Consider the following 14,368-nt stretch of genomic DNA (forward strand, 5'->3'; position numbering starts at 1 on the left):
CGGCGGGCGGCGGGTCAGGCGGAGACCGTCTCCCCGGGCAGCGACAGGTCCAGGTCGACCGGCCGGTCGCCGGCGTGGGTCGCGGACGAGGCGAGGGGGCCGTGGCCCGTGGCGCGTGCGGCCACGACGTAGGAGCCCTGCGCGGGGACGGCGAGCGCGTAGCTGCCGTCCGCGGCGGACAGGGTCGCCCCGGCCTGCCGGCCCCGGCGGTCGATCAGGGTGACGTTGGCGCGGGCGACCGGGGAGCCGTCGGCGGCCAGCACCCGGCCCCGGAAGCCGCGCGGCACCTGCTCGGCCCGCTCCAGCGCCGCGTCCTCCTCGCTGCTGGCGCGCAACTGCGGCTTGTCCGAGGGGCGGCGGCCCGGCAGGAACAGCGCCAGGAGCAGACCGACGGCCACCGCGCCCGTCGCGATCAGGAAGGAGACCCGGAAGCCGTGCATGGTCGGGACCTCGACACCGCCCACGGTGTTCGCGGTGTTCGCCAGCACCATGCCGATCACGGCGCTCGACACCGAGGTGCCGATGGAGCGCATCAGGGTGTTGAGGCCGTTGGCCGCACCCGTCTCCGACGCCGGGACCGCGCCCACGATCAGCGCGGGCAGCGAGGAGTAGGCCAGGCCGATGCCCGCGCCGAGCAGGACCGAGATGACCAGGCTCTGCCAGGCGGCGCTCATCAGGCCGAGGCCGGCACCGTAGCCGATCGCGATGATCAGCAGGCCGAGGATCAGGGTGACCTTGGGGCCGTGGCGCGCGGACAGCCGGGCGTAGACCGGCGCCGTGAACATCATCGTCAGGCCGAGCGGCGCGACGAGCAGGCCCGCGACGACCATCGACTGGCCGAGGCCGTAGCCGGTGGACGTCGGCAGCTGGAGCAGCTGGGGCAGGACCAGGGAGACGACGTAGAACGAGACGCCGACCATGATCGAGGCGAGGTTGGTGAAGAGCACGGCCGGGCGGGCCGTGGTGCGCAGGTCGACCAGCGGTGCCTTGACGCGCAGTTCCATCACGCCCCACAGCACGAGCACGACCGCCGACGCGGCGAACAGGCCGAGCGTGGTGCCGGAGGCCCAGCCCCAGTCGCTGCCCTTGGTGATCGGCAGCAGGAACAGCACGAGCCCGGCGGACAGGCCGAACGCGCCCGGCAGGTCGAAGGAGCCCTCGGCGCGCGCCGGGGACTCCGGCACGACGAGGAGGGTGAGGGCGATCGAGAGCACGCCGAGTCCGGCGGCGCCGTAGAACAGGGCGTGCCAGTCGCTGTGCTGGGCGACCAGGGCGGCGGCGGGCAGGGCGAGGCCGCCGCCGACGCCTATGGAGGAGCTCATCAGGGCCATCGCCGAGCCGAGCCGCTCGCGGGGCAGCATGTCGCGCATCAGGCCGATGCCGAGCGGGATGGCGCCCATCGCGAAGCCCTGGAGCGTACGGCCGGTGATCATCGGCAGCAGGTCGCTGGTGAGCGCGCTGACCAGCGCGCCCACGACCATCACCGCGAGGCTGAGGATCAGCATGCGGCGCTTGCCGTAGAGGTCGCCGAGGCGGCCCATGATCGGGGTGGCCACCGCACCCGAGAGGAGGGTCGAGGTCAGGACCCAGGTGGCGTTGCCGGGGGTGGTGTCCAGCAGCTGCGGCAGGTCCTTGATCACCGGGACGAGCAGCGTCTGCATCACCGCGACAACGATGCCCGCGAAGGCGAGCACCGGGACCACGGCCCCGCTCGCGGTGCCGGCGGGGCGTGCTGCCGTCGTCTGCGTCATTGAGGAGGGCCTCCAGGCCGGGGGTCGGTGCGGGCACGGTTACATGGGGTGTGAACCTTGTATGCGCAGGCAACTATTCCGTTGCTTCGGCACTCTAACGAAATCTTGACCTTCTCTTGGGACAGCGGCCGGATCCGCCGGGTGGCCCTAGGTCGAAATCCCGATGCCAGGAGCGTGAAGTGGTTGAGAGCATGACACCCATGGTCGATGCCGCCGAGATGACCCGTACACCCCGCCGCACCTCGCCCCCCACCTGGCTCGTCCTGGCGCTCACCTGCGCCGGGCAGTTCCTCGTCGTCCTGGACGTCTCCGTCGTCAACGTGGCGCTGCCCTCCATGCGCAGCGGGCTCGGACTGAGTGAGCAGGGCCTGCAGTGGGTGGTCAACGCCTACGCGATCGCCTTCGCCGGGTTCATGCTGCTCGGCGGCCGCGCCGGGGACCTCTACGGCCGCAAGCGGATGTTCCTCGTCGGGCTCGGCCTGTTCACGCTGGCCTCGCTGGCCGGCGGGCTGGCACAGGCCGAGTGGCAGCTGCTCCTCGCCCGCGCCGTGCAAGGGCTCGGGGCGGCCGTGCTGGCGCCCTCGACGCTGACCATCCTCACCGCCTCCGTGCCCGAGGGCGCCGCGCGGGCCCGGGCCATAGGGACCTGGACGGCGGTCGGGGCCGGCGGGGGCGCGGCCGGCGGTCTGGTCGGCGGACTGCTGGTGGAGGCGCTGTCCTGGCGCTGGGTGCTGCTGATCAACGTGCCCGTCGGCGCGGTGGTGCTGTGCGCCGCCGCCTGGTTCCTCACCGAGGGCCGGGCCGGGGACGGACGGCGCCTCGACCTGCCCGGCGCCGTACTGGTCACGGCCGGGCTCGGCACCCTCGCCTACGGCATCTCCCAGACGGAGGCACAGGGCTGGACGGCCCGGGCCACCCTGCTGCCGCTGCTCGCCGGAGCGGCCCTGATCGGGCTGTTCCTCGCGGTCGAGGCCCGCACCGCGAGTCCGCTGATGCCGCTCGGCCTGCTGCGCCTGCGCTCGGTCTCCTCGTCCAACGTCGCCATGTTCCTGAGCGGTTCCGCGATGTTCTGCATGTGGTTCTTCATGACCCTCTACGCGCAGAACGTCCTCGGCTACACCCCGCTGGAGGCCGGGCTCGCCCTGGTCCCGAGCTCCCTCGCTGTCGTCCTCGGCTCCAAGCTGGCGCCCCGGCTGATGCGGCCGGTCGGCCCGCGCAACGTGGCCGTGCTCGGCACGCTGATCGCGGTGGCCGGTTTCGCCTGGCAGTCCGCGATGACCCCCGACGCGGCCTACGCGACCGCCATCCTCTTCCCCGGCATCCTGATGATGCTCGGCGCGGGCCTGGCGGCGACCCCGCTCGCCTCCCTGGCCACGTCCGGTGCGGCTCCCCAGGAGGCCGGACTGGTCTCCGGGCTCGTCAACACCTCCCGCACGATGGGCGGTTCCCTCGGCCTGGCCGTCCTCTCCACCCTGGCGGCGGCCCGCTCCGCCGGAAGCACGACACCGCAGGCCCTGACGGAGGGCTACGCGCTCGCCTTCCGGGTGGGCGCCGGGGTGCTGGCGGCCGGCGTGGCCCTGATGTGGCTCTGGCTCCCCCGCGAGGCGAAGCCGGAGGAACCCTAGGCCAGCCGCGCGCCACGGCCCGGGAAGAAAGTGCCCGTCGCGCGGTCCGGAACAACCCCACGGCGGCCCCCGGGCGGTGCGCCGCACGCCGTTCACGGCCAGGGCAGAGTGACCCGTCGCAGGGGCGCGACCCGGGCGCGCGGTGGGCCGTCGGACGCCTTCCGTGCGGTCCCGGAAACCGGGGCTGACCTGGTCTTTCGTGCCGCGCCCGCCTAGGGTCGGCAGTCGCGGAAGGGGGCCGGATGGACCGGAACATACGCACTGTCGACGACGTACTCGCCCTGCTCGACGGGCTGTTCGCACCCGAGGCCGACCGGTGGTCGCGGCGGGGGGCCGACTGGTGGGACGGGTTCTATGCCGAGCGGTCCCGGCCGGTGCCGTTCTTCGTGGCGAAGCCGGACGAGAACCTGGTGCGTCACGTGGAGGACGGGCGCGCCGGGCCGGGGCGCGCGCTCGACCTGGGCTGCGGTCCGGGACGCAACGCCCTCTATCTGGCGGCCCGCGGCTTCGAGGTCGACGCGGTCGACCTGTCCCCGGCGGCCCTGGACTGGGCCCGGGACCGGGCCCGCGAGGCCGGGGTGGAGGGCGTGCGGTTCCACTGCGGGGACGCCTTCGCCCTCGCCGGAACGGAACTGACCGGCCCCTACGACCTCGTCTACGACTCCGGCTGCTTCCACCACCTCCCCCCGCACCGGCGGATCAGCTACCTGGCCCTGCTGGAGCAAGTCCTGGCTCCCGGAGGCCTGTTCGGCCTCACCTGCTTCGCCGCCGGGGCCGGTGGCATGGGCTCGGAGGTGCCCGACGCGGACTTCTACCGTGAGGGCGCCGGACTGCGGGGCGGCCTCGCCTACACGCCCGAGGCGCTGCGCGAGATCTTCTCCGGCCTGAGCACGCTCGAACTGCGGCGGATGCGCGACGAGCCGGAGGAGTCGGACCGCTTCGGCGAGTCCTTCCTGTGGACCGCGCTGTTCCGGCGGGCGCCGGACCCGGCCTCGTAGCGGGTCAGGCGCTCCGGGGCGGGCGGGACGAGGCGAGCAGGGAGGTCAGGGTCTCGGTGAAGGCCGCGGCCGAGTGGTCGGCGTGCGCACGGATACGCGCCGCGACGGTCGCGGCCCCGCCGCCCTCCAGCAGCCGCACGAGCCGGTCCAGGTCCCGGTCGCGGCCCTGCCGGCCTTCACTGCCCTCCTGGGTGGACAGGTAGAAGTCCGTCGCGTCGTACGCCATGTGGAAGACGTGCTTCTTCACATCGCTCAGCGTCAGGTAGTCGTCGTGCGTCTTGGGCGTCGGCTCGGGCGCCCCGACGCACACCGCCGGGGTGCCGGCGCCCCAGGCGTTGACCGCCAGGTGGTAGGTGTCGGTGATGACCAGCCGGTAGCGCGGCAGCACCGCGAACAGGTCGCCGATGGTGTGCTCGCCCGGGCGGGCCGGGATGTGGGCGACCGGGGCGGGGACGTCCCGGTCGAACCAGGGCAGCCACTCCAGCGGGGCGCCCAGCCGGTCGGACAGGGCCTGGCAGTGGGCGGGCAGCCAGTCCGGGACGGGCGTACGGGCGCCGAGGAAGACGCCGATGGCGCCGCCCTGCGGCACCGACCGCGACCACGCCGTGACCGGCAGGTGGCCGAGGTCGCCGGGGCGGGACAGCAGCGCCGCGTCCGCGCCGAAGTGGTCGGTCGTGCGGTCCCCGCGCAGGTGCGTGATCTTCGCCGCCGAGAGCGGGTCGCGCACCCACATGCGGTGGCTGCGCCGCACCAGGCGGGTGAAGAGCAGGCCGTACTCCTTGTCCTCGTAGTCGGACTGGGAGTTGTGCAGGACGGTGCCGCCGTAGCTGAGGGTCCGGGCGAGGAGCTCGTTGGGCTGGTCCGCGAGGAGCAGGGTGCGGTTGAGCAGGCCCCGGGCGGCGTCCCGGTCGGCGGCGATGCCGAAGTCGAGCAGCCGGTTCGTCGCGTCCTGCGCCAGGTAGTGCCGGGTGTGCAGGAAGTCGCCCCAGAACACGACCGCGTCGTGGTCGCGCAACGCGTCCAGGTTCTCGGCCAGCGGCTGGAAGGCGAACGGCATGTCGGTGCCGCGCGCGCACGCTCGCAGGGGCACGGTGTCAGGCGTGTGCAGCGTGTACCAGGTGGCGTCGAAGGCGCCGCCCGCCCGCCGCCGCAGGGACTCGAACGCCAAGTCGACGCTCAGCATGCCGGTGTTGCGGTACCCGATGTTCGGCGCGGTGATGACGGCGACGCGTGCCATGTGCTCCGTTTCCCCTGGTGGTCGCGGCTGGTCACGGCTGGTCGCCCAGCCGTTGCCGGCGCCGATCCGGTGCGGCGCGGACCTGCGGCCAACGTACACGCCGGCACCGCGGCCGGGGCAACCAGCCCGGCGGCGCCCCACCCGGCATCTGACACAACGTCAGGAGGCTTCACAAGTGTGGGGGCCTCGGCTATACAGAGGGCGCGGGACTGGAACGCGTTCCAGTTCAACGCGTTCCAGTTCAGCCCCCAGACGGCCTCGGTGCGGCCGACGGTGCGGACGGCCGTGCCGAGGTCCTTCCCACGGCGAGCAGGAGCCCCATGCCCATCGACGCAGCCAAGGCGCTCGCCGCCGAACCCCGGACCGGCGAACTCTCCTGGGGCCCCAGGGACGTGCAGCTCTACCACCTCGGCATCGGCGCCGGCACCCCCGCCACCGACCCCGACGAACTGCGCTACACCCTGGAGTCCCGGCTGCACGTCCTGCCCAGCTTCGCCACCGTCGCGGGGGGCGGGAAGCCCGGGGTGACCAGCGGGCTGTCCATGCCCGGCGTCGACGTCGACCTCGCCCGGGTCCTGCACGGCGGTCAGAGCCTGGTGATCCACCGGCCCCTGCCCACGACGGGCACCGCCACCGCGACCCACCGGATCGCCGCCGTGTACGACAAGGGCAAGGCGGCCGTCCTCGTGCTGCGCACCGACGTCGGCGACACCGAGGGCCCGCTGTGGACCAACGACGCGCAGATCTACGTCCGCGGCGAGGGCGGCTGGGGCGGCGACCGCGGCCCCTCCGCCCGCCCGGAGCCCCCCGCCGGCGACCCGGACCGCACCGTCGAACGCCCGGTCCGCGAGGACCAGGCCCTGCTCTACCGGCTCTCCGGCGACTACAACCCCCTGCACGCCGACCCCGAGTTCGCCCAGCGCGCCGGCTTCGAGCGGCCCATCCTGCACGGCCTGTGCACCTACGGCATGACGCTCAAGTCGGTCGTCGACACGCTGCTCGGCGGGGACGTCACCCGGGTCCGGTCGTACCGCACCCGCTTCGCCGGGGTCGTGTACCCGGGGGAGACGCTGCGGATCCGCATGTGGCACGCGCCGGAGTCCACCCGGGCCGCCGTCACCGCCGTCGAGCGCGGCGACGCGCCCGTCCTGGCCGACACGATCGTCGAACACACCTGAGTCCGCACCGCCGTCCGAGGGGAGCCGCACCATGCGCGCAGCCGTACTGCACGAGATCGGCCAGGACAAGCTGGAGGTCCTCGACGACGTCGAGGCGGTGGGGTTCGGACCCGGCAAGGTGCGCATCCGGGTGCGCGCGACGGGGCTGTGCCACTCGGACCTGTCCGCGATGAGCGGGGTGCTGCCGCAGCCCGCGCCGTTCGTGCCCGGCCACGAGGGGGCGGGCGAGATCCTCGAAGTCGGCGAGGGCGTGCGGAACGTGCAGGCCGGGGACCGGGTCGTGGTGTGCTGGCTGCCCGCCTGCGGCGCCTGTCCGGCCTGCGAGCGCGGCCAGACCGAGCTGTGCCTGGCGGGGTTCATGAACGCGGGCACCCCCAACTTCAAGCGCCCCGGCGGCGACGTCTTCGGCTTCGCCGGCACCGGAACCTTCGCCGAGGAGGTCGTCGTCGACGCCGGCTGCGCGGTGCCGATCCCCGACGACGTGCCCTTCGACATCGCCGCCCTCATCGGCTGCGGCGTGACGACCGGCCTGGGCGCCGCGCTCAACACCGCCGACCTGGAGGCCGGTTCGTCGGTGGCGGTGATCGGCTGCGGGGGCGTCGGCATCTCGGCGATCCAGGGCGCCCGGCTGCGCGGCGCCGCCGAGATCGTCGCCGTCGACCCGGTCGCCGCCCGGCGCGAGGCGGCCGTCCGCTTCGGCGCCACCCGGGCCGTCGCTCCCGAGGAACTGCCCGACGCCAAACAGCAGATCACCGGCGGCGAGGGCTTCGACCACGTCTTCGAGGTCGTCGGCAAGGCCGCCACGGCCCGCGCCGCCTACGACGCCACCCGGCGCGGCGGCACCCTCGTCGTGGTCGGCGCCGGCGCCATGGACGACGTCCTGCAGCTCAACATGTTCGAGCTGTTCTTCGACGAGAAGCGGATCCTGCCCTCGCTGTACGGCGGCGGGGACGTCCTGCGCTCCTACGCCCGCACCATCGCCCTGTGGCGGGCCGGACGCGTCGACCTGGCCGGCCTGATCACCCACCGGGTCCCGTTCGTCGAGGTCAACGAGGCCCTGGACCAGATGCGGACCGGAACCGCCCTGCGCACCTGCATCGAGCTGTGAGGCCGGACGCCATGCCGCTGCCGCTGAGGGGACTGTCCGCGATCGTCACGGGGGCGGGGCGCGGGCTCGGCCGGGCCGAGGCGCTGGAACTCGCCCGGCTGGGCGCCGCGGTCGTCGTCAACGACTACGGGCGGCCCGGCCGTGACGGCAGCGGCGCGGCATCGGCCGGGCCCGCCGAGGAGGTCGCCGCCGAGATCCGGGCCGCGGGCGGGGCCGCCCTCGCCCACACCGGGGACGTCTCCGACTTCGAGCAGGCCCGGGACCTGGTCGAGTCGGCCGTCGCCGCGTACGGCCGACTCGACATCCTGGTCAACAACGCGGGCATCCTGCGCGACCGGATGGTCTTCTCGATGACCGAGGAGGAATGGGACTCGGTCCTCCGCGTGCACCTCAAGGGGCACTTCAACACCACCCGCTTCGCCGCCGCGCACTGGCGGGAGCGGTCCAAGCGGGCCGGGCGGCCGGTGTTCGGGCGGATCGTCAACACCTCCTCCGAGGCGTTCCTCGCCGGTTCCGCCGGGCAGCCCAACTACGCGGCGGCCAAGGGCGGGATCGTCGGCCTCACCACCTCCACGGCCCTCGCCCTCGCCCGGTACGGGGTGACCGCCAACGCCATCTGCCCGCGCGCCCGCACGCGGATGACCGAGGACGTCTTCGCGGGCGTCGAGCGGCCCGCCGAGGGCGGCCTCGACCCGCTCGCCCCCGAGCACGTCGCCCCGCTCGTCGGCTATCTGGCCTCGCCCGCCGCAGCGCACGTGAACGGGCAACTGCTGGTGGTGCACGGCGGGATGGTCGCCGTCGTCGAACGGCCGCGGGTCGCCGCCGTGTTCGACAGCAAGCAGGACACCTTCACCTACGACGAACTGGACGCCGCCCTCGGGCCGTACTACGCGGACCGGCCGGCGGGGGAGACCTTCGCGGCGGCGGAGGTGCTGGGGCTGAGACGCGGGTGATCCCCTGCTGCGCAGAACGGCCCCTCCCGCCGGGTCTTCCGTTCTAGTGGTCGTCGCAACACCCCAGCTCAGGGGATGCGATGGACTTCAAGATCCGGGAGGACCGGGGGCAGGCTCCAGGCCGTAGGGCCCTGGTCCGTGAACGGGAGGAATACTTCCGGCTCATGGACCAGGGCGTCAGCAGCATGGAGGCTTGCCGGATCGTCGGCATCAACCGGCGTACCGGGAAGCGGTGGCGCAACGGACGCCAGGCCACGGGAAGCACGCGCGGTGCGCCGCCGATCCGCCGGCCGCTCTCCTCGGCTGGCCCGTCGCGGTATCTGCGCGAGGCCGACCGCATCCACATCGCCGACCGGCTGCGGGAGAAGGCGTCGATCCGGCAGATAGCTTCTGAGCTGGGCCGGAGCCCTTCCACCATCAGCCGGGAGATACGCCGCAACGGCATGCCACTGCGCGGGGACGCCTCCCGCTGGGCCTACCGCCCGCATGCCGCCCAGTCCCGTGCCGACGCCCGCCGGCCTCGGCCGAAGCCGGGCAAGATCGGCCAGAACCCGGAACTGCGGGACTTCATCCAGCACCACCTCGAACGACGCTGGAGCCCCGAGCAGATCTGCCAGGCTCTGCGGGCGCGCTTCCCCGACCGGCCGGAGATACACGTGACCCACGAGACCGTCTACCAGGCCCTCTACGTCCAGGGCCGCGGCGAACTGCGCCGGGAGCTGGCCAAAGCACTGCGCACGGGCCGCACGATGCGCAGGCCGCACCGGCAGTCCTACCGGCGCCAGCCCCGCATGGCCAAGGACATGGTGATGATCAGCGACCGGCCCGCCGAGGCCGCCGACCGGGCCATCCCCGGACACTGGGAGGGAGACCTCATCATCGGCAAGGCCCACAAATCCGCCATCGGCACGCTGGTGGAGCGCTCCAGCCGCTTCGTCACCCTGGTGCACCTGCCCGACGGCCGCCGGCCCTCACAGATGCGGGACGCGCTCATCGAGACCGTCTCGACCCTGCCCGCCCAGCTCAGACGCTCCCTCACCTGGGACCAGGGCTCAGAGATGCACCTGCACACGCAGTTCAGCATCGCGACGGACATGCCCGTCTACTTCTGCGATCCCGGCAGCCCCTGGCAGCGCGGGTCCAACGAGAACACGAACGGCCTGCTGCGGCAGTACTTCCCCAAGGGCACCGACCTGGCCGCTCACACGCCCCAGGACCTGGCGGCCGTCGCCGCCGAGCTGAACAGCCGGCCACGCAAAACGCTCGGCTGGGAAACCCCAGCCGAGCGTCTCGCTAAGCTCCTGGCGACAGCCAGTTGATCAACTTGTGTTGCAACGACCCCTGGAATGCGCCGGTGGGGGGAGGGGCCGTTCGCAGTCGCCCGACTGATGCGCAGTCAGGTGACTGACGTGCCGTCAGGCCGCGGTCACGGCCTGGTCGGTCTCCGCCACCGGCTTGCGGTGGCGTCCGCGCGGAGCCGTCTCGCTGTCCTGCGTGGAAACCTCTCCGCGGTGCCGGCCGTGGCCGGTGGAGGCTTGCTGGACGTCGGCAACAGGCGGCTGGTTCTGGCTGGCGTCGCTCATCGGATGGAATTCACCCCGTCAACATGATCTTTTTTCAGCCGGGTGAGTCTAACCAACGCCCCACGGCCGTGATCCAGGCGGCCACGCGAACCGGCACTAGTTCGTTACAAGGCGTCCCAACGGCGCCTCCCGAAGGGGCACCGGGCGGGTGGCCGCGGGCGCCGAGGGCGAGGCGGGCCGGTCGTCGAACCGTTCCGGAAGCGGGGCCGCCGCCCCGGGATCGGGGTGCGGGGCCGCCGGCCCGGGGCCGGGGTGCGGGGCCGACGATCCGGGGCCGGGGTGCGCGGTCGCCGGGTTCGGCTCGGGAGGTGGTGGCGCGGTGGCGGTTTCCGGCAGCTCGGGTGCGGGTGGGCGCACCCGTGCCACCCCGCACGGCACCGCCTCCGTCGCGTACGGCAGCCGCAGCACCCCGTCCTCCGTCCACAGGCCGGTCCCCGTCAACCACCCCTCGGGCGCGGGGAGATGGTGCATCCGCCGCTCGGCCGGCCGCCACACCCCGACCCAGCTGCCCGCGGGCCCGTCGATCCGCAGCGCCACCGCACAGCTCTCCGGCGTCAGCACCTGCCCCGGCTGGATCGCGAACGGCGTGACGGAACAGTCCCGCAGCCGCAGGCACTGCGGGAACCGCACCGGCAGCGTGCTGCCCAGCACGCCCCAGCCCAGCCGGCCCTGCCCCGGCGAGGGCGCGTCGGAGCGGACGATCAGCAGCCCGCTGTCCTGATCGGCGAGCAGCAGCCGGTCGTCGCTGTCGGCGGCGATCTGCAGCAGCGGCGACCACGCGCCGCCGCGCTCCAGGTCCACCACGACCGCCTTGGTGCGCCCGCCCGTCTCCCGGTCCAGGGCCAGCAGCCGCCCCGCGCGGTCCAGCCAGACCCCGCCCGAGCCGCGGCCGGGCAGCTCCGCCACCCGCTCGGGCCCGAAGGCGCCGCCCGCGACCAGCCAGACCGACGTCGAGCGCGGGCCGACCGCCAGGGCGTACGCCTTCTCCCCTCCGGGCGCGGGCGGCAGCAGCCGCAGCCGGGCGCCGTCGTCCGGGCACTCGACCGCGCCCAGGGGCAGCTCGCCGGTGCCGGGCCCGGTCGGATACAGCAGCGAGAAGGCGTGCCGTCCGGCCACCCGGCGGTGGATGAGGACCCGCCCGTCGCCCATCGGCTGCACCTCGGTGCCTGGCTCCTCCGGCTGGTTGCGGGGCAGGGGCACCGCGTAGGGCTCGGGGCCGTCGAGGGTCCAGCGCTCCGGGAACCAGGCGTCCCCGGCCGACGCGAGACGGGCGCCGTACCGGCCGTCCGCGCTGAGCGCGCAGCCGGCCGGCGCGGCACCCTCCCCGTCCTCGTGTTCCGCCGAAGGCTCGATCGCACAGGCAGTCATCGTTCGGTCACCTCCAGTGACGAACGTAGTTTTCGCACGAACGGGCGGGGAATTCCCTGGCACCCCACTTCACACATAAGGGTGTTCCAGGAACGATTCGCCTGAGGGAAAGGGGGCGTTTGTGCTGAGCGGGGCGAGCGCGGGCGGGCGGGGGCGGCGGCGGTTCAACGCCACAGATCAGACGGGTAGCCTTGCACCCGTGCCCCGTCTGTCTGAAGTCATCGCCGCGCTGGAGACCCTGTGGCCCGCCGAGCGGGCCGAGTCCTGGGACGCGGTCGGCACCGTCGTGGGCGACCCGGACCAGCAGGTCACGCGCGTGCTGTTCGCCGTCGACCCGGTCCAGGAGATCGTCGACGAGGCGGTGAAGCTGGGCGCCGGCCTGCTCGTCACCCACCACCCCCTCTACCTGCGGGGCACGACGACGGTCGCGGCGACGCACTTCAAGGGCCGCGTCGTCCACACGCTCATCAAGAACGACATCGCGCTGCACGTCGCCCACACCAACGCCGACACCGCCGACCCGGGCGTCTCCGACGCCCTCGCGGGCGCCCTGGACCTCAGGGTGACCGGGCCGCTCGTGCCGGACCCCACCGACCCCGAGGGTCGGCGGGGCCTGGGCCGCGTCTGCGCGCTGGACCACCCGCTGACCGTCCGCGAGCTCGCCGCCCGCGCCGCCGAGCGGCTGCCCGCCACCGCGCAGGGCATCCGCGTCGCCGGCGACCCCGAGGCGCTGGTGCGCACGGTCGCCGTCAGCGGCGGCTCCGGCGACAGCCTCTTCGACCAGGTGCGCGCGGCGGGCGTCGACGCCTTCCTCACCGCGGACCTGCGCCACCACCCCGTGTCGGAGGCCCGCGCCCACAGCCCCCTCGCGCTGCTCGACGCGGCGCACTGGGCCACCGAGTGGCCCTGGTGCGAGCTGGCCGCGAGCCAGCTCGACGAGATCTCCGACCGGCATGGATGGGACCTGCGGGTCCACGTCTCCACGACGGTCACCGACCCCTGGACCGCCCACGCGGCCTCGACCACTTCTGACCCCCTGGGAGCCCCGAACTGAACGCCGCGCCCGCCGACCAGATCCGCCTCCTCGACGTCCAGGACCTCGACGTCCGCCTCCAGCAGCTGGCACACCGGCGGAAGTCGCTGCCCGAGCACGCCGAGATCGAGTCGCTGACCAAGGACCACACGCAGCTGCGCGACCTGCTCGTCGCCGCGCAGACCGAGGAGAGCGACACCGCACGCGAGCAGACCAAGGCCGAGCAGGACGTGGACCAGGTGCGCCAGCGCGCCACCCGCGACCAGCAGCGCCTGGACTCCGGTGCCGTCACCTCCCCCAAGGACCTGGAGAACCTCCAGCGCGAGATCGCCTCGCTCGCCAAGCGGCAGGGCGATCTGGAGGACGTGGTGCTGGAGGTCATGGAGCGCCGGGAGTCCGCGCAGGAGCGGGTCGCCGAGCTGACCGAGCGGGTCTCCTCGGTCCAGGGGAAGATCGACGACGCGACCGCGCGGCGTGACGCGGCCTTCGAGGAGATCGACGCCGAGGTCGCGACGGTCACCAAGGAGCGCGAGGTCGTCGCCGCGTCCATCCCCGACGACCTGCTCAAGCTCTACGACAAGCTGCGCGGGCAGCAGGGCGGCATCGGCGCGGCGAAGCTGTACGCGCGCAGCTGCCAGGGCTGCCGCCAGGAGCTGGCGATCACCGAGCTGAACGAGATCCGCAAGGCGGCGCCCGACACGGTGGTGCGCTGCGAGAACTGCCGCCGCATCCTGGTGCGCACGTCCGAGTCCGGTCTCTAGATCCAGGGAGCCGTTGCGGTGCGGGAGTTCATCGTCGAGGCGGACGGCGGGTCGCGGGGCAACCCGGGGCCCGCGGGCTACGGGGCCGTGGTGAGCGACGCGGCGACGGGGCAGACGCTGCGGGAGGCCGCCGAGTACATCGGCGTCGCCACGAACAACGTCGCCGAGTACCGGGGCCTGCTGGCCGGCCTGCGCGCCGCCCACGAGCTGGACCCGGACGCCACGGTCCGCGTCCGGATGGACTCCAAGCTCGTCGTCGAGCAGATGTCGGGCCGCTGGAAGATCAAGCACCCCGCGATGAAGCCCCTCGCGGCGGAAGCGGCCCGGATCTTCCCGCCCGGGCGGGTGACGTACGAGTGGATCCCGCGCGAGCGCAACAAGCACGCCGACCGACTCGCCAACGAGGCGATGGACGCCGGGGCGAAGGGCGAGCAGTGGTCGGAGCCGACTTCGACGGCTGAACTGGACACGCCGACGACGTCGACGACGACGCCTGAGCAGCCGCCCGGAGACGCGACGGCCGGGGCGGCGCGGGTACGGGACGCCCTGGCGGCCGGACGCGCTGCCACGCCGGCCACCGGCTCGGGGCCGGACCCCGTGCCGCCCTCCGGCCGCGAGGCGACGAGCGTCGCGGACGGCGAGGGGCGTGAGGCGGCGCAGACCGAGGCGGACGCGCCAACCGACCGGCACGGTGGTGCCGTCCGCCCGGCGGCTGCCGCCGATGCGCGCGCCGCGCGGGCCGTGGCGGCCGGCGGCGCCGGGACGGCGGACGC

13 protein-coding genes are annotated in these 14,368 nt (G+C 73.8%); 9 read left to right on the forward strand and 4 right to left on the reverse strand.

Annotated features, from left to right (window positions below; all coding sequences use genetic code 11):
- Nucleotides 1–14 precede the first annotated feature (14 nt).
- Nucleotides 15–1,751 (reverse strand): MFS transporter, encoded by a 1,737-nt coding sequence (locus CHR28_RS32465; RefSeq protein WP_094057302.1) that lies wholly within the window; start codon nucleotides 1,749–1,751, stop codon nucleotides 15–17.
- A gap of 200 nt (nucleotides 1,752–1,951) precedes the next feature.
- Between CHR28_RS32465 and CHR28_RS32470 the strand changes: the two genes are divergently transcribed.
- Nucleotides 1,952–3,376: an MFS transporter gene (locus CHR28_RS32470; protein ID WP_373453411.1), complete on the forward strand. Its 1,425-nt coding sequence runs from the start codon at nucleotides 1,952–1,954 to the stop codon at nucleotides 3,374–3,376.
- Nucleotides 3,377–3,618: 242 nt separating this feature from the next.
- Nucleotides 3,619–4,374, forward strand: coding sequence for a class I SAM-dependent methyltransferase (locus CHR28_RS32475; protein WP_094057304.1), 756 nt, complete (start codon nucleotides 3,619–3,621; stop codon nucleotides 4,372–4,374).
- A gap of 4 nt (nucleotides 4,375–4,378) precedes the next feature.
- Here the strand turns inward: CHR28_RS32475 and CHR28_RS32480 are convergent, their stop codons facing one another.
- Nucleotides 4,379–5,611, reverse strand: a complete 1,233-nt coding sequence (locus tag CHR28_RS32480) for a hypothetical protein (protein ID WP_094057305.1) — start codon at nucleotides 5,609–5,611, stop codon at nucleotides 4,379–4,381.
- Nucleotides 5,612–5,931: 320 nt separating this feature from the next.
- On the opposite strand from CHR28_RS32480, the gene CHR28_RS32485 reads away from it, so the two are divergent.
- The 4 genes from CHR28_RS32485 (at nucleotide 5,932) to CHR28_RS32500 (ending at nucleotide 10,169) form a co-directional block, all read left to right on the forward strand.
- Nucleotides 5,932–6,789, forward strand: a complete 858-nt coding sequence (locus tag CHR28_RS32485; RefSeq protein ID WP_094057306.1) for a MaoC/PaaZ C-terminal domain-containing protein — start codon at nucleotides 5,932–5,934, stop codon at nucleotides 6,787–6,789.
- Between the two features lie 31 nt (nucleotides 6,790–6,820).
- Nucleotides 6,821–7,897 (forward strand): Zn-dependent alcohol dehydrogenase, encoded by a 1,077-nt coding sequence (locus CHR28_RS32490; RefSeq protein WP_094057307.1) that lies wholly within the window; start codon nucleotides 6,821–6,823, stop codon nucleotides 7,895–7,897.
- Nucleotides 7,898–7,908: 11 nt separating this feature from the next.
- Nucleotides 7,909–8,850 carry a 3-oxoacyl-ACP reductase gene (locus tag CHR28_RS32495; RefSeq protein WP_094057308.1) on the forward strand — a complete coding sequence of 314 codons (942 nt, stop codon included), beginning with the start codon at nucleotides 7,909–7,911 and terminating at the stop codon, nucleotides 8,848–8,850.
- Nucleotides 8,851–8,930: 80 nt separating this feature from the next.
- Nucleotides 8,931–10,169 carry an IS30 family transposase gene (locus CHR28_RS32500; RefSeq protein WP_094057309.1) on the forward strand — a complete coding sequence of 413 codons (1,239 nt, stop codon included), beginning with the start codon at nucleotides 8,931–8,933 and terminating at the stop codon, nucleotides 10,167–10,169.
- A 96-nt stretch (nucleotides 10,170–10,265) separates the two neighbouring features.
- Here the strand turns inward: CHR28_RS32500 and CHR28_RS37880 are convergent, their stop codons facing one another.
- Complete coding sequence (locus CHR28_RS37880; RefSeq protein WP_094057310.1) at nucleotides 10,266–10,433, reverse strand: hypothetical protein; 168 nt, start codon at nucleotides 10,431–10,433, stop codon at nucleotides 10,266–10,268.
- Nucleotides 10,434–10,529: 96 nt separating this feature from the next.
- Nucleotides 10,530–11,801, reverse strand: a complete 1,272-nt coding sequence (locus tag CHR28_RS32510) for a hypothetical protein (protein ID WP_094057311.1) — start codon at nucleotides 11,799–11,801, stop codon at nucleotides 10,530–10,532.
- 199 nt (nucleotides 11,802–12,000) lie between these two features.
- On the opposite strand from CHR28_RS32510, the gene CHR28_RS32515 reads away from it, so the two are divergent.
- From CHR28_RS32515 to CHR28_RS32525, 3 genes are all read left to right on the forward strand, one after another.
- Nucleotides 12,001–12,855: a Nif3-like dinuclear metal center hexameric protein gene (locus CHR28_RS32515; protein WP_094057312.1), complete on the forward strand. Its 855-nt coding sequence runs from the start codon at nucleotides 12,001–12,003 to the stop codon at nucleotides 12,853–12,855.
- Nucleotides 12,852–13,595: a zinc ribbon domain-containing protein gene (locus CHR28_RS32520; protein WP_094057313.1), complete on the forward strand. Its 744-nt coding sequence runs from the start codon at nucleotides 12,852–12,854 to the stop codon at nucleotides 13,593–13,595. Before CHR28_RS32515 ends, CHR28_RS32520 begins: the two co-directional genes overlap by 4 nt.
- An 18-nt stretch (nucleotides 13,596–13,613) precedes the next feature.
- Nucleotides 13,614–14,368 (forward strand): reverse transcriptase-like protein (locus CHR28_RS32525; protein ID WP_256984538.1); only part of this gene is annotated, 755 nt, incomplete at its 3' end.

Origin of the sequence: Streptomyces sp. XY006 (assembly GCF_002237655.1) — a bacterium.
GTDB classification, from domain to species: domain Bacteria; phylum Actinomycetota; class Actinomycetes; order Streptomycetales; family Streptomycetaceae; genus Streptomyces; species Streptomyces levis.